This window comes from Bradyrhizobium sp. LVM 105 (assembly GCF_003957705.1).
In the GTDB taxonomy this organism is placed as follows: domain Bacteria; phylum Pseudomonadota; class Alphaproteobacteria; order Rhizobiales; family Xanthobacteraceae; genus Bradyrhizobium; species Bradyrhizobium frederickii.
In genome coordinates this window covers 93,903-111,608 of sequence record NZ_QZMV01000016.1, presented here as the reverse complement: position 1 = coordinate 111,608, position 17,706 = coordinate 93,903, and the positions used below count along the sequence as shown (strand labels likewise).

14 protein-coding genes are annotated in these 17,706 nt (G+C 65.1%); 8 read left to right on the top strand and 6 right to left on the bottom strand.

Annotated elements, in window-relative coordinates; all coding sequences use genetic code 11:
- Positions 1-90: 90 nt before the first annotated feature.
- From D6B98_RS32210 to D6B98_RS32195, 4 genes are all read left to right on the top strand, one after another.
- Positions 91-1,887, top strand: coding sequence for a sensor histidine kinase (locus D6B98_RS32210; RefSeq protein ID WP_164719014.1), 1,797 nt, complete (start codon positions 91-93; stop codon positions 1,885-1,887).
- Positions 1,884-2,408: an HPr kinase/phosphorylase gene (locus D6B98_RS32205; RefSeq protein WP_126261045.1), complete on the top strand. Its 525-nt coding sequence runs from the start codon at positions 1,884-1,886 to the stop codon at positions 2,406-2,408. The genes D6B98_RS32210 and D6B98_RS32205 overlap by 4 nt, the downstream gene beginning before the upstream one ends.
- 133 nt (positions 2,409-2,541) lie before the next feature.
- Positions 2,542-2,943, top strand: a complete 402-nt coding sequence (locus D6B98_RS32200; RefSeq protein ID WP_007597752.1) for a PTS sugar transporter subunit IIA — start codon at positions 2,542-2,544, stop codon at positions 2,941-2,943.
- On the top strand, positions 2,940-3,257 hold the full coding sequence (locus tag D6B98_RS32195) for an HPr family phosphocarrier protein (protein ID WP_126261044.1): 318 nt from the start codon (positions 2,940-2,942) through the stop codon (positions 3,255-3,257). Before D6B98_RS32200 ends, D6B98_RS32195 begins: the two co-directional genes overlap by 4 nt.
- Positions 3,258-3,377: 120 nt before the next feature.
- Here the strand turns inward: D6B98_RS32195 and D6B98_RS32190 are convergent, their stop codons facing one another.
- Positions 3,378-5,003 carry a glycosyltransferase family 39 protein gene (locus D6B98_RS32190; RefSeq protein ID WP_126261043.1) on the bottom strand — a complete coding sequence of 542 codons (1,626 nt, stop codon included), beginning with the start codon at positions 5,001-5,003 and terminating at the stop codon, positions 3,378-3,380.
- A 114-nt stretch (positions 5,004-5,117) separates the two neighbouring features.
- Between D6B98_RS32190 and lepA the strand changes: the two genes are divergently transcribed.
- Positions 5,118-6,929: a translation elongation factor 4 gene (lepA, locus tag D6B98_RS32185; RefSeq protein ID WP_126261042.1), complete on the top strand. Its 1,812-nt coding sequence runs from the start codon at positions 5,118-5,120 to the stop codon at positions 6,927-6,929.
- A 342-nt stretch (positions 6,930-7,271) separates the two neighbouring features.
- Here lepA and D6B98_RS32180 read toward each other — a convergent pair whose 3' ends face one another.
- From D6B98_RS32180 to D6B98_RS32170, 3 genes are all read right to left on the bottom strand, one after another.
- Entirely contained in the window at positions 7,272-7,685 is a 414-nt protein-coding gene (locus tag D6B98_RS32180) for an SRPBCC family protein (RefSeq protein ID WP_126261041.1), read from the bottom strand.
- A 384-nt stretch (positions 7,686-8,069) separates the two neighbouring features.
- A complete protein-coding gene (locus tag D6B98_RS32175; protein WP_126261040.1) occupies positions 8,070-9,032 on the bottom strand; it encodes a tetratricopeptide repeat protein in 963 nt (320 codons plus the stop codon).
- 186 nt (positions 9,033-9,218) lie between these two features.
- On the bottom strand, positions 9,219-10,502 hold the full coding sequence (locus D6B98_RS32170) for a serine hydrolase domain-containing protein (RefSeq protein WP_245481506.1): 1,284 nt from the start codon (positions 10,500-10,502) through the stop codon (positions 9,219-9,221).
- Positions 10,503-10,710: 208 nt separating this feature from the next.
- Between D6B98_RS32170 and D6B98_RS32165 the strand changes: the two genes are divergently transcribed.
- Positions 10,711-11,931, top strand: a complete 1,221-nt coding sequence (locus tag D6B98_RS32165; RefSeq protein ID WP_126261039.1) for an MFS transporter — start codon at positions 10,711-10,713, stop codon at positions 11,929-11,931.
- A gap of 131 nt (positions 11,932-12,062) precedes the next feature.
- On the opposite strand, the gene D6B98_RS32160 is transcribed toward D6B98_RS32165, so the two are convergent.
- Both D6B98_RS32160 and D6B98_RS32155 read right to left on the bottom strand, forming a co-directional pair.
- The gene (locus D6B98_RS32160; RefSeq protein ID WP_205680541.1) at positions 12,063-12,644 is read right to left on the bottom strand and encodes a DUF1349 domain-containing protein; all 582 of its coding nucleotides are present in this window, start codon (positions 12,642-12,644) and stop codon (positions 12,063-12,065) included.
- A gap of 346 nt (positions 12,645-12,990) precedes the next feature.
- Positions 12,991-15,153 carry an EAL domain-containing protein gene (locus tag D6B98_RS32155; RefSeq protein ID WP_126261037.1) on the bottom strand — a complete coding sequence of 721 codons (2,163 nt, stop codon included), beginning with the start codon at positions 15,151-15,153 and terminating at the stop codon, positions 12,991-12,993.
- A 461-nt stretch (positions 15,154-15,614) separates the two neighbouring features.
- On the opposite strand from D6B98_RS32155, the gene mepA reads away from it, so the two are divergent.
- Positions 15,615-16,559, top strand: a complete 945-nt coding sequence (gene mepA / locus D6B98_RS32150; protein WP_126261036.1) for a penicillin-insensitive murein endopeptidase — start codon at positions 15,615-15,617, stop codon at positions 16,557-16,559.
- A gap of 352 nt (positions 16,560-16,911) precedes the next feature.
- On the top strand, positions 16,912-17,697 hold the full coding sequence (gene modA, locus D6B98_RS32145; protein WP_126261035.1) for a molybdate ABC transporter substrate-binding protein: 786 nt from the start codon (positions 16,912-16,914) through the stop codon (positions 17,695-17,697).
- Positions 17,698-17,706 lie beyond the last annotated feature (9 nt).

Here is a 17,706-nt window from a genome sequence, read left to right as displayed (position 1 = left end):
GATCCTTTCGGAAAACCGCTGCACACTTTTCCGGATCATGCTCTAGAATGTGGGGACCTTCTCAACGCCGTCCTAACACGGGCGTAAGCATTGCTGGACCGAACGCAGCCTGATCCGAACCAGAGCGCCGGCGACGTCGCAGCCGACGGCGTTCAGGATCAATTTGTCGAAGGCAGGCCGCAGGGCTTCCGACCGCTGAACTGGCTGAAGCGCGCCGGGCAGTTCTTCTTCGCGCTGTCCTTTTCCAGCCTCACCCGCCGCATCGTCTCGCTCAACCTCGCCGGCCTCGTCGCGCTGGTCGCCAGCATCCTCTATCTGTCGCAATTCCGCGCCGGCCTGATCGACGCGCGGGCGCAGAGCCTCCTGGTGCAGGCCGAGATCATCGCCGGTGCGATCGCGGCCTCCGCCACGGTGCAGACCAACGCCATCACCATCGATCCCGACCGGCTGCTCGACCTCAAGCCGGGCGAGACCTATGGCGGCTCGGACGAATATTCGCCGCTGGACTTCCCGATCAATCCGGAGCGGGTGGCGCCGGTGCTGCGCACGCTGATCTCGCCGACCAAGACGCGCGCCCGCATCTACGATCCGAACGGCAGCCTGCTGGTGGACAGCCGCAACCTCGAAAACGTGCTGCGCTACAATCTGCCGCCGCCGGCCGAGAAGCCCGGCATCGTCGAACGCGGCATGGTCGCGGTGCGGACCTGGCTGAACCGCGGCGACCTGCCGCTCTATCGCGAGCTCGGGCCCGAGAACGGCAACGGCTATGCGGAGGTGGGCGATGCGCTCCAGGGCCAGAAGCGCTCGATGGTGCGGGTCAATGCGCGCGGCGAGGTGATCGTCTCGGTCGCGGTGCCCGTGCTGCGCTCGCGCGCGATTCACGGCGCCTTGATGCTGTCGACCCAAGGTGACGACATCGACCAGATGGTCACCGCCGAGCGCCTCGCCATCCTGAAGGTCGGCGGCGTCGCGGCCACCGTCATGATCATGCTGTCACTGCTGCTCGCGAGCACGATCGCCGGGCCCGTGCGCCGGCTCGCCGACAGCGCCGAGCGCGTCCGCCGCCGCATCAAGGCCCGCATCGAGATTCCGGATTTCACCCGCCGCCGCGACGAGATCGGCCATCTCTCGGGCGCATTGCGCGACATGACGAGCGCGCTCTACAGCCGGATCGAGGCGATCGAGATGTTCGCCGCCGACGTCGCCCACGAATTGAAGAACCCGCTGACCTCGCTGCGCTCGGCGGTCGAGACGCTGCCGCTGGCGCGCAACGAGACCAGCCGCGCGCGCCTGCTCGAGGTGATCGAGCACGACGTCAAGCGGCTCGACCGCCTGATCTCGGATATCTCCGACGCCAGCCGCCTCGATGCCGAATTGCAGCGCCAGGATGCGATCCCGGTCGATTTGCGCCGCCTGCTGACGACGCTGGTGTCCGTCGCCAACGAAACCAAGCTCGGCCATGACGTCGCGGTCGAGACGCGCTTCGAGGGCCGCAGCCCGACCGACACCTTCGCTGTGAGCGGCCATGATTCGCGGCTCGGGCAGGTGGTCTCCAACCTGCTCTCCAACGCACAATCGTTCTCGGAAGCCGGCAACAAGGTGCGCCTCACCTGCCGTCGCGTGCGCTCCGAGATCGAGATCGTGGTCGACGACGACGGCCCCGGCATTCGCGACGACGCGCTGGAGCGCATCTTCGAGCGCTTCTACACCGACCGCCCGCATCAGGGGTTCGGCCAGAACTCCGGCCTCGGCCTGTCGATCTCCAAGCAGATCGTCGACGCCCATGGCGGACGCATCTGGGCCGAGAACCGCGCAGGCCCGCCGGATGACGAGGGCGTCCCGACCGTATCGGGTGCGCGCTTCGTGGTGAGGCTGCCGGCGCTATGAGCGACCCCGGACCCAGCGTTCACGCCTCCGCGGTCAAGGTCGGGCCCCTGGCGGTGCTGATCCGCGGGCCCTCGGGCTCCGGCAAGTCGCGCCTTGCCTTCGATTTGATCATGGCGGGACGCGCGGGCGTGGTCGACAGGGCCGTTCTGATCGGGGATGACCGTGTCCATCTGGCGACAGTCGGCGATGAAATTGAGGTCCGCCCCGCGCCGCGCCTTAAGGGCCTGATCGAGATCCGGGGCCTCGGAATCCGCCGCTGCGACTTCGTGGAGCATGCGACCGTCGGTCTCGTGGTCGATCTGGACGCCCCGGACGCCGAGCGGCTGCCGCCGCCCGAAGCCCTGAAAACCAGCATTTCCGGTGTCGAGATACCGCGAATCCCGGTTGGCCGCGATTATTCACCCCTCCCCCTGGTTGTTGCGGCCTTGACCACTACCAAGAGTTCATCTTCCGTTAAGCCTTCAGGCGATTGTTTGAAGGGAAATGGTAACCATATGAGCCCCACTATCGCGACCGAATAGACCGGCGCAGCTCCCCTCATCCATCAGTATAGATTCAGGGAGATACGCAACATCCCCTCTTGCGCGGGGGCTCTGGATGGTCAAAGTGGCGCGTTCGTGCGGTGCACCAAAAGCGCCCGCGAGGAGTTTTCCGATGATTGGTCTAGTACTTGTGACCCACGGGCGCCTTGCCGACGAATTCAAGGCAGCGCTTGAACATGTCATGGGCCCACAAAAACAAATCGAAGCGATCACGATCGGTGCCGAAGACGATTCCGATCTCTGCCGAAGCGACATCATCGAAGCGGTTAACCGCGTCGATTCCGGCGATGGGGTTGCGATCCTCACCGACATGTTCGGCGGCACGCCGTCGAACCTTGCAATATCCTGCATGAGCCGGCCCAAGGTCGAAGTGCTCGCGGGCATCAACCTTCCCATGCTGGTGAAGCTCGCCAAGGTGCGCGAGGAGCGTCCGCTGCCTGACGCGATCGCGATGGCCCAGGAAGCGGGCCGCAAATACGTCACCATCGCCAGCCGCGTGCTCGCCGGCAAATGAGCGGCGACGCGCCACAAGCCGGGACAAGCGTGCCCGCGGGCGCGATCTCCAAGGATCTCCTGATCATCAACAAGCGCGGTCTGCACGCCCGCGCCTCGGCGAAATTCGTCCAGGCGGTCGAGCGCTTCGACGCGCAAGTGTGGGTGACGCGCGGCGGCGAGACCGTCGGCGGCACTTCGATCATGGGCCTGATGATGCTCGCCGCAGGACCTGGCACCACCATCACGGTCGCCGCCGCCGGCGCTGAGGCCGAAGCCGCACTCGCGGCGATCACGGAACTCGTTGAAAGCAAGTTCAACGAGGAAGGGGTTTAGCGGCTTCGTCAGTGAAGCTGCGTAGGGTGGGCAAAGCGAAGCGTGCCCACGCACCTGTCACGATGGCCGAAGTTGGTGGGCACGGCGCTTTGCGCCTTTGCCCACCCTACGGCAGCTCGGCTATTTCCCCGGCGGCGCGATGTAGATATGCCAGCTCATCGACGGGCCGGCCTTGCCGTGGGTGAAGCGGCGCGTGGTCATCACCACGCGCTCGGCATTCGGCGCGGTCTCCGATATCCATTTCTCGAACTTGGGCAGGCGTTCGTCGTTGGCATCGAACACGCCGATGAAGCCGTATCGCTTGAGCTCGTCGAGCGAGGTCAGCCCGGAGGCCCAGGCCTCATTCGGCGTGAATGCCGCCGGATGATCCGGGCTGTAGAACACCATCGGCTGGATCGATTCCATGCTGCCCGCGACGACGGCCCAGCGCGAAGCGAAGCGCGCGTGCCAGGCCTGGGTCAGCTCGCGCGCAAGATCCGAGCGCGCGCCATAGGTCGCGGTGTTGCCGGCATTGGCCGCCAGCTCGCCCGCGGCAATCCAGGGCGAGGCGACGAGCGTCGCGACGCTGAGCACGAGCCAGATCGCCGCGATGTTGAACAGGCTCGCGCCCTGCACGCGCAATGTGGGGATCGCGACCAGCGCCAGCGGCACCAGGAAGAACAGCGAGATACCCCAATCGGTCTTCATGTAGATGCTGAAGACCAGCGCGCCGAGCGGCGGGCCGAACGCGACGATGATCTGGATGATCCAGACATTCAGCGCCTGCGAGACATTGACACCGGAATTGGCGCCGCGCTGCCACGCCCGCGTGACGATGCGCGCGGGCGCGCGCACCAGCAGCGTCAGCCACGGCGGCACCAGCGCCATCGCCAGCCCGGCGAGCGCCACCGGCAGGGCCAGCAAGCCGAAATTATGCAGGAAGTAGCCGGCGACGAGCTGATGCACCTGGCTCTTGTCCTGGAGGCTGTAGGTGTCGCCGGCATAGGTCAGCGGCACGAAATGCGCATCGGCCAGCCAGACGAAGTGCGGGATCATCGCCAGCACCATCGTCACGATCGCCACCCACGGCGCCGGCGAGAGCAGGAATTTCAGCCGCTCCGGATGGATCAGCGCGGCAAGCCCGATGGCGCCGATCATGGTCAGCACCCAATATTTGGTCATCAGCGCCAGCGCGCCGGCGAGCCCGAGCAAGACGCCGGACTGCCAGCTCCGCTTCTCGAACGCGTTGAGATAAGCGAGCACGAGCAGCGGTAGCGTGACGAGCTGCAGCAGATCCGGGTTGTACTTGAAACCCTTGAAATTGAAGATCGGGTAGAGCGCCACCATCACCACGACCAGGAAGGCGCGGCGCGCATCCACCACGCGCAAGGCCACCAGCCAGCAGATCACCATGCCGGCGCTGACGGTCGCCATCGCCAGCGCATAGGTCGCCCAGTCCGCGGCCGGGAACACCGTGAACCAGAGGCCGGCGACCCAGCCCGACAGCGGCGGGTGCTTGCCGTAGCCCCACAGGAATTTCTGGCCCCAGCCATAGGCTTCTGCGACGTCCATGTGAACGTCCTGCGCCGCCTTGAGATTGATCAGGATGAAGGTCCAGAGCACCGCATGCAGGATGGCGAGCTGGATCACCAGCCACAATCTGGCCTCGGGGCGGACCGCGCAGGCGACCAGCCAGGCCCGGAAGCGGTTGTAACTCAAGCGGGTCTTCGCCCGCGCTCTGACGGATGGGATCGAGGTGGTGGACATGCGCCGTTGCGTAGCGCGTTTTGGCCTGCCGTGGAATCAGCTTGGCGTGAAGAAAGGCCCTGAAATTACAGCAATATGGTTGCCGCACGGGGATGTGAGTGGTATCCCGCGCCCATGACGACCGTCCCCATTTCCAACATCCGCAATTTCTCCATCGTCGCCCATATCGACCATGGCAAGTCGACGCTGGCCGACCGCCTGATCCAGATGACCGGCGGCCTCTCCGACCGCGAAATGGCGGGCAAGGAGCAGGTGCTCGATTCCATGGACATCGAGCGCGAGCGCGGCATCACCATCAAGGCGCAGACGGTGCGCCTGTCGTACCGCGCCAAGGACGGCAAGGACTACATCTTCAACCTGATGGACACGCCCGGCCATGTCGACTTCGCCTACGAAGTCTCGCGGTCGCTGGCGGCGTGCGAAGGTTCCCTCCTGGTGGTCGACGCCAGCCAGGGCGTCGAAGCGCAGACGCTCGCCAACGTCTACCAGGCGCTCGACAACAATCACGAGATCGTCCCGGTCCTGAACAAGGTCGACCTTCCCGCCGCCGAGCCCGAGAAGATCAAGCAGCAGATCGAGGACGTCATCGGCATCGACGCCTCCGACGCGGTGATGATCTCGGCCAAGACCGGCCTCGGCGTCCCCGACGTGCTGGAGGCCATCGTCACCCGCCTGCCGCCGCCGAAGGGCGACCGCGACGCGACGCTGAAGGCGCTGCTGGTCGACAGCTGGTACGACGTCTATCTCGGCGTCGTCGTTCTGATCCGCGTCGTCGACGGCGTCATGAAGAAGGGCAGCCGCGTGCGCATGATGGGCACGGGCGCGGCCTACGACGTCGAGCGCGTCGGCTTCTTCACGCCGAAGATGCAGCAGGTCGACGAGCTCGGCCCCGGCGAGATCGGCTTCATCACCGCGGCGATCAAGGAAGTCGCCGACACTCGCGTCGGCGACACCATCACCGACGACAGGAAGCCTGTTACCGAAATGCTCCCGGGCTTCAAGCCGGCGATCCCGGTCGTGTTCTGCGGCCTGTTCCCGGTCGATGCCGACGATTTCGAGACGCTGCGTGCGGCGATGGGCAAGCTGCGGCTCAACGACGCCAGCTTCTCCTTCGAGATGGAGACCTCGGCCGCACTCGGCTTCGGCTTCCGCTGCGGCTTCCTCGGCCTTCTTCACCTCGAGATCATCCAGGAGCGGCTGTCGCGCGAGTTCGACCTCAACCTGATCGCGACCGCGCCGAGCGTCATCTACAAGATGAAGCTCACCGACGGCCAGGAGATCGAGATCCACAATCCCGTCGACATGCCCGACGTGGTCAAGATCGCCGAGATCGACGAGCCCTGGATCGAGGCGACCATCCTCACCCCGGACGAATATCTCGGCAGCGTGCTGAAGCTGTGCCAGGACCGCCGCGGCGCGCAGAAGGAGCTGACTTACGTCGGCTCCCGCGCCATGGTGAAATACGATCTGCCGCTCAACGAGGTCGTGTTCGACTTCTACGACCGCCTGAAGTCGGTCTCCAAGGGCTACGCCTCGTTCGACTATCATCTCACCGACTACAAGCCGGCCGATCTCGTCAAGATGCAGATCCTGGTCAATGCCGAGCCGGTCGATGCGCTCTCCATGCTGGTGCATCGCACCCGCGCGGAAGGGCGCGGCCGCGCCATGGTCGAGAAGATGAAGGAGCTGATCCCGCCGCACATGTTCCAGATCCCGATCCAGGCGGCGATCGGCGGCAAGGTGATCGCCCGCGAGACGGTGCGCGCGCTGCGCAAGGACGTCACCGCGAAATGCTACGGCGGCGACATCACCCGCAAACGGAAACTTCTGGAGAAGCAGAAGGAAGGCAAGAAGAAGATGCGGCAGTTCGGCAAGGTCGACATCCCGCAGGAAGCCTTCATCGCGGCGCTGAAGGTGGATAGCTGAGCGACCTCCCAAGCTGAGCCGCCGATATCAACCACCGTCTGCCCGGGCTCGTCCCGGGCATCCACGTTTTGGTGCGGTGAAGACGTGGATGGCCGGGTCAAGCCCGGCCATGACGGCGGAGAAGCGAGACCAGATTTCGCGGCTGGATCAGTTCGGCCCGAACCATTGGAGCCCGGCAAGGACTGCGAAAACAACCCCATGCACAGTAGCCGCCCCCTTGGCGGCATTGTGCTTTTTCGATTTCACGAAATCCGTTTGCTCGGTCGGGCAAAACAGGGGGATGATGGCAGCATCGCAGCGGGTTTGATGCAGGCGTCCGTCAGCGCGCCTGTTCCTGATCGATCACAGCTTCCGCTTCGCCTCGACGTATCGTGCGAAATTGTCGAGGATCGCCTGCCAGCCACCCCGCTGCTGCTCGACCGAGTGCGTCGTTTCGCCATCGAACACGACGCGGACGACAATGCCGTCCGGGGCGGGCACGAACTCGACCTCGGCCTTGCGGTCGCCGAACGCATATTCGATCCGCTTGTGTTCCACGATCCTTGTGTAGGTGCCGGCGAAGTCGAAGCCCATGCTGCCGTCCTTGGCTTCCATCCGCGACGAGAAGGCGCCACCTTCCCGCAGGTCGACCGTCGCCTTGGTCGTGTGCCAGTCGTCGGACGCCGCATTCCACTTCACGATGTCGGCAGGCGTCGTATAGGCCTGCCAGACCTGATCGATGGGGGCTGCGACGCTGGTTTCGACGGTGATCCTCATGGGCATTGCTCCAGTGCGAATTTGACGGTTCGAATCGACGAAATCACGTCAGGTGTGCCGGGTCGATCTCCTGCACGTCCGGGACGTGTCCACCCAAGGACGATCGAGCCCGACCCATGCCGACATGGTCCGGCGTCAATGCGCTAAAAAAATAGAAAAGTCGTATCGGAGGCGAAGCGAAGCGTGCCCACCCTGTGTGCTCTCGGGAAGAATGGCAGGCACGGCGCGCGGTGCCTTGCCCGCCCTGCGAAAGCTGACGGGCGGACGTAGTATCTAGCGATGCTCCCTGACGATCCGACATGAAGATGAAGCTCGCTGGGTTTCGCGTCCAACTTCGCTCTTCGGGCTGCGCCGAACAAATCGCTCTACCACCAGCGCGGCTCTTCAGATCGGCCTGGTCTTGGCTCGGATGGCCATCGACCGCTTCAGGACCTGCTGGGCATCGGCGTAGCGTCCCTGGTCCTTGTAGAGAGCTGCAAGGTTCTGCAGAACATAGGCGAGGTCCGGATGGTCGGGACCAAGCGACTTCTCCATGGCCGCCACCGACCGCTTGTACAGGCGCTCGGCTTCGGCGTTACGCCCCTGCCGTCCGTAGAGCGCGGCCAGATTGTTCAGTGCCTGCGCGACATCCGGATGGTCGGGCCCGAACGCCTTCTCGGTCACCGCCATCGCGCGCTTCAGCAGCCGCTCGGCCTCGGCATAGCGGCGCCGATGGATATAGGCATCGGCGAGGTTGCTCATCAGCACCGTGGCTTCGGGATCGTCCGGTCCGCGCGCTTTCTCGAGAACGGCCAGCCCTCGCTTGAACAGCGGCTCGGCCCGGTCGTACCGGCCCTGGTTGCTGTAGACCGCGCCGAGGTTGCTCAACGCCAGCACGATCGACGGGTCATTGGGGCCGAGCGACTTCTCGCTGATGGCGATCGACCGCTTGAGCAGCGGCTCCGCTTCCGCGTAACGCTGTTCCGCGCGGTAGAGATCGCCGAGGTTGTTCAGCACCATCGCAAGTTCCGGATGATCCGGACCGAGTGTCCGCTCCCGGATCGCCAGCGCGCGCTTGTAGAGCGGCTCCGCAACCGCGTATTGGCCGAGGTTGTAGTGGATCGTGCCGAGGTCGTTCAGCGGCATCGCGAGGGCCGCATCGTCAGGGCCGAACTCCTTCTCGCGCAGAGTCAGGGATTTCTGAGCCAATGGCAGCGCTTCGGTGTATTTGCCGGCCCGATAGAGTTGCTTCATCTGCAGCGTGAGGGTGCCCGCCTCGTCATGTTCGGCATGGGATGGCGCGCCGAACGACAGGCTCAAGGCAAGCGCAGCAACTGCAGCGCAGATTGATGCTTTTAGGGTCCTCATCGCGCCTTCCCTCGTCGCGGCTATCGGGACTTACGCGCCGTTGGTGCTCCTGGAAGCCGGACAGGTTCAATGCAGCCGCGGCTTGCGGCCCCCCATCACCGACTGGCCGGCGAATACCGGCCAGAAGACGGACCCGACCGGCCGCGCCAGCGCGGCTGTATGCCATTGGCAGGCGTCATCAGTTCATCATTGCCCGAGCTGTTGCAGCACGGCAAACCACAGCGCGAGCGGCTCCCTGAGGGCGCCCGGCTCGGACGGCTTTTGGCGAACGGCGGTGTGTACCATGACGAGCTTGGAGATCGGATCGACCAGGATGACCTGACCGCGGATGCCCAGCAGGGCAAATCTGCGCTGCTCGCCAGGGAGGAGCCACACCTGATAGCCGTAGCCGAAATAGCGTGTGGCCACGTGCGGCGCGAGATGACCATCCTCTGGCCTGACGGTCGTGGCATCGAGCAGCCATTGCCGGGGGATCAATTGGCGGCCTTCCCAGGCACCGTCATGTGCGAGCAACCGGGCCAGGCGCGCATAGTCGCGCAAGGTCGCGTTGAAGCAGCAAAAGGCGATCTCTTGCCCGCTGCCGTCGATCGCCCATGAGGCATTCGCTTCGGTGCCGATGGGATCCCAGATCCGGTCGTGGAGATAGTCGGCAAGCGGCGTGCCCGTGGCGGCGCGCAGGACCAGGCCGAGGATTTCCGTTTCAACGCTGGCATAATGCCATCTGGTCCCCGGCGGTGCGGTTCGGGTATTGAATTGCGCGACGACGGCAGCGGGGTCCTTCGGCTCGTCGACGAACAGGGCCCGCCCAAGCCGGGCGATGTCGTCCTTGCCGTCATAGACTTCCGAGAACTCGACGCCCGAAGACATGTTCAGCAGGGCGCGGATGGATGTGTTTCCATATTCCGTTCCTGCAAGGCCGGGAACGTAGGTTGAGACGGGGTCGTCGATCGACTTGATCCGCCCCTCCGAGACCGCGATCCCGACCAGCATGGCCACCAGCGTCTTCGCCATGGACTGCGAGACAAAGCGATGGTGGTCGGTCCGCGCATATTGATAGTGCTCGTACAGGATGGTGTCGTCCCGGGCGATCAAGAGGCCCGTCACCGGGTTGCGCTTGAGGTAGTCCGCGATGCTGAGCCGCTGGTTATCGAAATGATAGGCAATCGACGGCTCTGGCGCGCGCTTGAATTGCCACGGCACCGTCGCGCGACCTATCGCGCGCGACTTGTAGAGCTCGTCGAAATGACTGTAGACCCCGACCAGCTTGTCAAGCTGCGGGGCAGCCCCGCGCGTGCCGACTGGATAGCCCTCAGCCGCGCCGTAGAGCTCGGCATCCGGGCCGCTATCCGAAAACACCGGCCCCGGCTCGCGGGCAGAGTTTTGGCCGTCCTGCGCGTATGCGAGAGGTGCCGAGATCGCCGCGGCGACAATGACCGGTAAGACAAGCCTGCGGCAACCGCGCGGCCCCAAGAGCGCTCCCCATGTCATTGAACTTGCCTCCTCACGCGTTCTTGGTGGTGCGTCTGTGAGAACAACAAAGCAGGCCGGTGACGAGGGGATGCTATCATCAGGGCTGGACGGTGTCAGTATGCGCCCAACGCGCCTTGCTCTCCGGAAGCGGATGGGCCACCATCTCTCCTGCGCACCACCAACAAAACCAACAGCGCTGAGGAAACGCATGAGCAAGCCGTCACGCTTCGACTATGGCTGGGTCGTGGTCGCCGCGGGCGCGCTGATGACGTGTGTCGGGTTCGGCACGATGCTGTCGCTGGCGGTGTTCCTGCAGCCGATCTCGGACGCCATGGGCTGGTCGCGCGCCGGGGTGTCGGCGGCGGCGACGCTGGATTTCCTCTTCATGGGATTTGCCGCGTTCCTGTGGGGCGCGCTGTCGGACCGGTTCGGCACCCGCATCGTGGTGCTCGCGGGAAGCCTGCTGCTGGGGCTCGGCCTCGTCACCGCAAGCCAGGCGACGAGCCTGTGGCAGTTCCAGCTCTGCTTCGGCGTGCTGATCGGCATTGCCGCCGGCAGCTTCTATGCGCCGATGATGGCGCTGGCGAGCGCCTGGATCGAGAAGAACCGCAGCCTTGCGGTAGCGCTGGTCTCGGCCGGCATGGGCGTGTCGCCGGTGACGATCGCGCCGTTCGCGAGCTGGCTCATCACGACCTATGACTGGCGCACCGCCATGCTGGTGATCGGCTGTGCTGCCTGGGCGCTGCTGATCCCCGCCTGCTTCCTGGTGCGTCCGGCGCCGGCAGCGGCAGGCACCGCGAATGCAGACGCTGCGCCGGAGGTCGAGCTGACCGCGGCGCAGGCGTTGCGCACGCCGCAATTCATCGCGCTGGCGGCAGCGCATTTCGCCTGCTGCGCCGCGCATTCCGGCCCGATCTTCCACATGGTGTCGTACGCAATGGTGTGTGGCATCGCTCCGCTCACGGCGGTGACGGTCTACAGCGTCGCCGGCGTCTCAGGCCTCGGCGGCCGCCTGCTGCTCGGCGCGCTGGCCGACCGCATCGGTGCAAAGCCCGTGCTGGTCGGCGGGCTCCTCGTGCAGGCGATGTGCATCGCGAGCTATCTTGCGGTGGCGCAGCTCGGCGAATTCTACGCACTCTCCGTGGTATTCGGCCTCGCCTATGGCGGGGTGATGCCGCTCTATGCGGTGCTGGTCCGCGAGTTCTTCGGCGCCCGCATCATGGGCACGGTGTTCGGCGCGGTATCGGCCTTCGCCAGCCTCGGCATGGCGCTCGGACCCTGGGCCGGCGGGCTCGTGTTCGACAATTTCCAGCGCTACACGTGGCTGCACGCCGGCTCGTTCGCGATCGGCCTTGCCGCCGTCGCCGTGGCACTGAGCTTCCCGACCAAGCGCAGACCATCGCTCGACCTTGGCCGCGCCGCGGCCTGATTTCGACGAGCGAGGGCGTGTGGTCGTAAACCCGGTCAGCCCGCGCCGAGTAGGACCCGTGTCTGTTCACAACACCGGACATCGCCAGTTTGCCTGGCTAGCGGACGTCGACTCGCTTTCGCTTGTGCTCCTCATTCAAGATCATGAAGCTCCTTGCCAAGCGGCGGCACCAGCCGAAACTCCGAAAAGGCGACCGCTAATCCCGACCGCTCCGGCGTGCAAGCCATAGGTCCAACGAGATAGGAAGAACTCTCCGCGAATGGCGCGAGCCGCATGAGAGGCCACATCTTTCCATCGGTCGATGCCTGCAAACGAAGCACACCATGCGCAACCGTGACACGTAATCGGAAGTCACTGGCGTCGTGCTCATAGTGGGCTGTTGCCCAGTCCGATTGCCCCGCAGTCAGCACGCTCGAAAGCATGGCGCGCCCGTCCGAAAACTCGATCCCCGCCTTAAGCCAGCGACGTTCGTCTATACGCACCATCAGGCCCGCTTGATCGTAGAGCGCCCTAAAATCAGCTCGGATGCGAAGTTCGGCCGTGAACGCATCTCCGGTCTCAAAACCGAGGAAATGTCCGCTATCGCGGATAAAGCCGTAGTGTGTCTCGCGCCAAAAGTCAGTGGCCTGGTCTGTTATTAGTTCAAGGAGGTTTTCCTTTTCGGACCATGTTTTCGGCTCGTTCAACCAAGTGCCGTCAGACTTACCAAACATTCGTAGTGCTCCCTCTGAACCGGACGCCCCCTTGTCCACAACCAAGCGCGTAGAGAAAGAATTTTGTACTCGGCACATGGGTGGGACACTTTCTCCTGGAGCACAACTCGGCTGGCCGACCTCAGGTCCGCCATTGTCGAAGGCGGCTCTTAACGACATCTCAGTGCAGGTCAGCTGATAGGCACAAGCCGCCGAGCGCCGTCGGGCGGCAGATTTCCGCTTTGTGTTAGCAAGCCGGCGTCATGAGGCCGCCCCTTGGTCGGACTTCGAGTTTCGGCCTCGTGTTGCGACGATGGAGAAAGCAGCGCGTCCCTTTACATCGGTATCGCCAAGCGGCGACCGCCCCTCACGCCACCAGCGCGGCGTCATCGCCGTCGATGCCGCGCTGTGCGGCGAGCAGGCTGACGATCTCGATATTGGGCCGGGCCTTGCTGAACAGAAAGCCCTGGCCTTCGTGGCAGCCTTCCGCGCGCAGGCAGCTCAGCTCGGCTTCGGTCTCGACGCCTTCGGCGGTGATGGTGACGCCCAAGCCTTTGCCGAGACTGACGATGGAGCGGATGATGGCCTGCGCCTCGCGGTTGGCCCCTAAATCGCGAACGAAGGACTGGTCGATCTTGATCTTGTCGAAGGGGAAGCTGCGCAGATAGCTGAGGCTGGAATAGCCGGTGCCGAAATCGTCCATCGAGATGCGCACGCCCAACGCGCGCAAGGCATGCAGCGTCGCCAGCACCTGCGCGCTCTTTTCCAGGAGCAGCGTCTCGGTGATCTCGAGCTCGAGCCGCCGCGGCGGCAAGCCGGACGCCTTGAGTGCTTCGGTCACCATCGAGAGCAGATTGCCGCCGCGGAACTGGAGCGGCGACAGATTGACGGCGATGCGGACGTCGTCCGGCCAGGCCGCGGCATCGAGGCAGGCCCGGCGCAGCATCAACCCGCCGAGCGGATTGATCAGGCCGGTGTCCTCGGCGACCGGAATGAACTCGGCCGGCGAGACCATGCCGCGCTCGGCATGCGGCCAGCGCACCAGCGCTTCGAAGCCGGTGATGCGGCCGCTCTGGAGGTCGATCAGCGGCTGATAATACGGACGCAGCACGTCGTTCTGGATCGCGTCGCGCAGCTCGACCTCGATCTTACGGCGGCTCTGCGCTTTCGCATCCAGCGCGGCCTCGAAGAAGGCGAAGCTGCCACGTGCATCCTGCTTGGCGCGCGACAGCGCCATGTCGGCGCTCTTGAGCAGCTTCTCGGAATCATCGCCGTCGCCCGGCGCCATCGCGATGCCGATCGAGGCGCCGATCACCACGGAATGACCGTCGAGCAGATAGGGATCGGCGATGGCCTCGAGCAGGCGCTTTGCCAGCCCCACCGCGTCCTCGGGCCGCATCAGCCCGCTCTGCGCAATCGCGAACTCGTCCGAGTTGAGTCTCGCCAGCGCGTCTTCCTCGCGAAGCGTCGAGCGCAGCCGCTTGGCGACGCCGCGCAACAGCTTGTCGCCGACCGCGTGTCCGAGCGTGTCGTTGACTGCCTTGAAATTGTCGAGCCCCAGCATCAGCAGCGCGACCTTCTCGGGGCTGCGCCGCGTGTGCAGCAGCATCTCGTCGGTCTGCTGGCGCAGCAGGGCGCGGTTGGGCCGCCCGGTCAGCGCGTCATGCTGGGCCATGAAGGCGAGCCGCGCCTCGGCGCGCTTGCGTTCGGTGATGTCCATCAGCGCAAGCAGCACCGCGGGCCGGTCGGCATAGGTCAATTCGCGGAAATAGATCGCAAGGTCGATCAGCGCGCCGTCGGCCTTGACGTGCTTCCAGGTGCGGCCGGCCTGCTCCTCGCTGGAACGGTCGGCGGTCCAGGGCGGCTCGCTGTCGAAGGCCTGCAGGGAGCGGATCGTCAATCGCTCGAACTCGGCACGGCTGTAACCGTAATGCGCGACCGCGGCATCGTTGACGCCGAGGATACGCTCGTCGTCCAGCGCGCAGACGATCATCGGGACGGGATTGCCGTCGAACAGCAGGCGGAACGAGGCTTCGCGCTGCTTCAGCTCGGTGATGTCGACGCGCAGGCCGACCACGCCGCCGTCATCGGTCAAGCGCTCGTCGATCAGGATGACGCGGCCGTCCGACAGCTTCTGCTCGTGGCGCGCGCCGGGCTGATAGAGCTTTTGCAGACGCTCGGCGATCCACGCTTCCTCCTGGCCCACGGCCTCCGGGTAGTCGCCGCGGGCAACGCCGATGCGCAGCGTGTCTTCGAGACGGGCGCCTTCCTCGAACAGATCGGCGGTCTTGCTGTAGATCTCGGCGTACTTCTTGTTCCAGAGGACGTAGCGGCCTTCGGCATCGAGGAACACGATGCCTTGCGGCAGGATGTCGATGGCCTGGCGCAGCCGCTCATGGGATTTGCGCGCGTCCGCGATCGCGGCTTCCGTCTCGGCGCGACTGCGCAAGACTTCATCGCGTTCGGACAGGGCTCGCGATGCGCACGCGAAGCGCGGCTTGCGCGGCGATCGGCCGGACCGGGCAAGCACGCCTTGCTTTCGTTTTTTTGCTTTTCGAGACTTCAAACCCAACTTCACCCGTTCCCGTCGCGCCCGCCCGCGCAAGTCTTGAGAGGAAAAGTCTTGGGGCAAGTGTCTGAAAAAAAAGTAATCTTGCCCGGCCGCGGTCCGCGCGAGGCGGACCTTGCTGCCTGTTTGCGCGGCGCGGCTATGGCGGCAGGCGCCGTCACATTGTGTCTGGAGCCGCAATCAACGATCGGCCTGATGCAAAATTGCGCGCGCGCTTGAATCAGTTCCGAAATCACGCGCGATTGCATGCGAGCCGCGGGTTTTCCTCGCGCCGCGCACGAATTTTGGTCAATGCAGGATAGGGTTATTGCACCCTTAAGAAACGCGGCTCGAGGCACGATTTAGCGCGCAGCGGCGAGCCGGCAGCCGGCTCCAGCCTCATTCTTACCCCTGATGCCGCATTGGGCTATAAGGACGTCTGCATGAGTCGCCGCGGCATCATCCTCCTCCTGCTTTGGTTCGTCCCCCTGGCCGCCGGCGGCGCGCTGGCCCAGGACAAGGGCAGTATGAATCCGAAGCCGCTGCCGCCGCTCGCCAATCCGAACGACCCAGATCTGGCCGCCAAGGAGCTGTTCGCGCGAAAGCTATTGCCGTCGAAGGGGCCGGCCCATGTCATCGGCTCCTACACCAAGGGCTGCATCGGCGGCGCGGAGCAGATGCCGCTCAACGGCGATCATTGGCAGGTGATGCGGCTGTCGCGCAATCGCAGCTATGGCCACCCCGAGATGATCAGCCTGATCAAGCGGCTTGCGGCCAGGGCGCACAAGGACGCGGGATGGCCGGGCATCCTGGTCGGCGACATCGCGCAGCCGCGCGGCGGCCCGGCGCTGTCGGGCCATGCCAGCCACCAGATCGGTCTCGACGCCGACATCTGGCTGACGCCGATGCCGGACCGCCGCCTCTCGCGCGAGGAGCGCGAAGACATGTCGGCGGTGATGATGGTGCGTCAGGACCGGCTCGACATCGACCCCCGCGTGTTCACGCCCGGCCATGTCCTGGTGCTGCGCGATGCGGCGCGCGAGCCGGCGGTGCAGCGCATCTTCGTCAACGCCGCGATCAAGAAGGCGCTGTGCCGCGAGGCCAAGGGCGACCGCGCGTGGCTGGCGAAGATCCGCCCCTGGTGGGGCCACGACTACCATTTCCACATCCGCATGCGCTGCCCGGCAGGTGCCGAGGAGTGCGAGGGCCAGCCGTCGCAGGCCGAGGACGAAGGCTGCAAGCCCGCCGATCTCGCCTATTGGTTCTCCGACGCAGTGCTGCACCCCAAGCCGCCGCCGGAGCCGCCAAAACCGAAGCCGCCAATGACGCTGGCGCAGATGCCGGCGGCGTGCAAGGCGGTGCTGCACGCGGGCGATGCGAAGCCGTAGGTACGCTGTCCCCTCGCCCATCGCCGTCGTCCCGGACAAGCGCGCCCCAAGCGCGCGCAGATCCGGGACCCAGAGCCCCAGGGAGTGGTCGTCGGACGAAGTGGCAACGCCGAGTCTTCGCCAAACACAATCCTGTGGCTATGGATCCCGGGCTCGCGCTACGCGCGCCCCGGGATGACGCACCAGGTTTGACCTTCCGACCTGGCCTGCTATCTTCGCGGCTGCGATATCCCACGCTGGCCGTAAGCCACCGGGGAGCCGTGGAACGGCGCGTCCGCCCGTCGCATCTGACCCACCCAACGCCAGATTTGCGTGCGCCGCCTGCGCGCGCGAGCTCGCACGGAGCGCATCCATGTTTCGTCTGTCCGGACTTCTCACCGCCTTCGTGATCCTTGCCACCGCCCCCCTTTCGCCGGCCGCCGCCGAGGACAAGACCATCACCGTGTTCGCCGCCGCGTCGATGAAGAATGCGCTCGACGAGGTCAATGCAGCCTACACGGCCAAGACCGGAATCAGGTTCTCGGTCAGCTATGCCGCGAGCTCGGTGCTCGCCCGGCAGATCGAGCAGGGCGCGCCGGCGGACGTGTTCGTCTCGGCCGACACCGACTGGATGGACTACGCGATCGCCAGGAAGACCATCGACGAGGCTTCCAGGGTCAATCTGCTCGGCAACAGCATCGTGCTGATCGCGCCGAAGGATTCCAAGATCGACAACGTCGCGATTACCCAGGGCTTCGATCTCGCCAAGCTCGCCGGCGACGGCAGGATCGCGACCGGCGACGTCAAGTCGGTGCCGGCAGGCAAATATGCCAAGGCGGCGCTCGAGAAGCTCGGCGCCTGGCAGGCCGCCGAAGCGAAATTCGCGATGGCCGAGAGCGTGCGCGCGGCGCTGACGCTGGTCGCGCGCGGCGAGGCCAATCTCGGCATCGTCTATTCCACCGACGCCAAGGTCGAGCCCGGCGTCAAGATCGTCGGCACCTTCCCGGCGGACTCGCACCCCGCGATCATCTATCCGGTTGCCGCGACCACAATCGCGAAGGCCGGGACCAGCGACTATCTCGCCTTCCTGCGCTCCTCGGGCGCCAAGACCATCCTGGAAAAATACGGCTTCAAGTTCCTGGTCAGCCCGACAATCTGATATTCAGCA

Excerpts from the sequence above, each read along its gene's own strand:
- D6B98_RS32205 (WP_126261045.1), top strand. The coding sequence starts at position 1,884 with ATGAGCGACCCCGGACCCAGCGTTCACGCCTCCGCGGTCAAGGTCGGG.
- D6B98_RS32200 (WP_007597752.1), top strand. The coding sequence starts at position 2,542 with ATGATTGGTCTAGTACTTGTGACCCACGGGCGCCTTGCCGACGAATTC.
- D6B98_RS32195 (WP_126261044.1), top strand. The coding sequence starts at position 2,940 with ATGAGCGGCGACGCGCCACAAGCCGGGACAAGCGTGCCCGCGGGCGCG.
- D6B98_RS32190 (WP_126261043.1), bottom strand. The coding sequence starts at position 5,003 with ATGTCCACCACCTCGATCCCATCCGTCAGAGCGCGGGCGAAGACCCGC.
- lepA (WP_126261042.1), top strand. The coding sequence starts at position 5,118 with ATGACGACCGTCCCCATTTCCAACATCCGCAATTTCTCCATCGTCGCC.
- D6B98_RS32180 (WP_126261041.1), bottom strand. The coding sequence starts at position 7,685 with ATGAGGATCACCGTCGAAACCAGCGTCGCAGCCCCCATCGATCAGGTC.
- D6B98_RS32175 (WP_126261040.1), bottom strand. The coding sequence starts at position 9,032 with ATGAGGACCCTAAAAGCATCAATCTGCGCTGCAGTTGCTGCGCTTGCC.
- D6B98_RS32165 (WP_126261039.1), top strand. The coding sequence starts at position 10,711 with ATGAGCAAGCCGTCACGCTTCGACTATGGCTGGGTCGTGGTCGCCGCG.
- D6B98_RS32160 (WP_205680541.1), bottom strand. The coding sequence starts at position 12,644 with ATGTTTGGTAAGTCTGACGGCACTTGGTTGAACGAGCCGAAAACATGG.
- mepA (WP_126261036.1), top strand. The coding sequence starts at position 15,615 with ATGAGTCGCCGCGGCATCATCCTCCTCCTGCTTTGGTTCGTCCCCCTG.
- modA (WP_126261035.1), top strand. The coding sequence starts at position 16,912 with ATGTTTCGTCTGTCCGGACTTCTCACCGCCTTCGTGATCCTTGCCACC.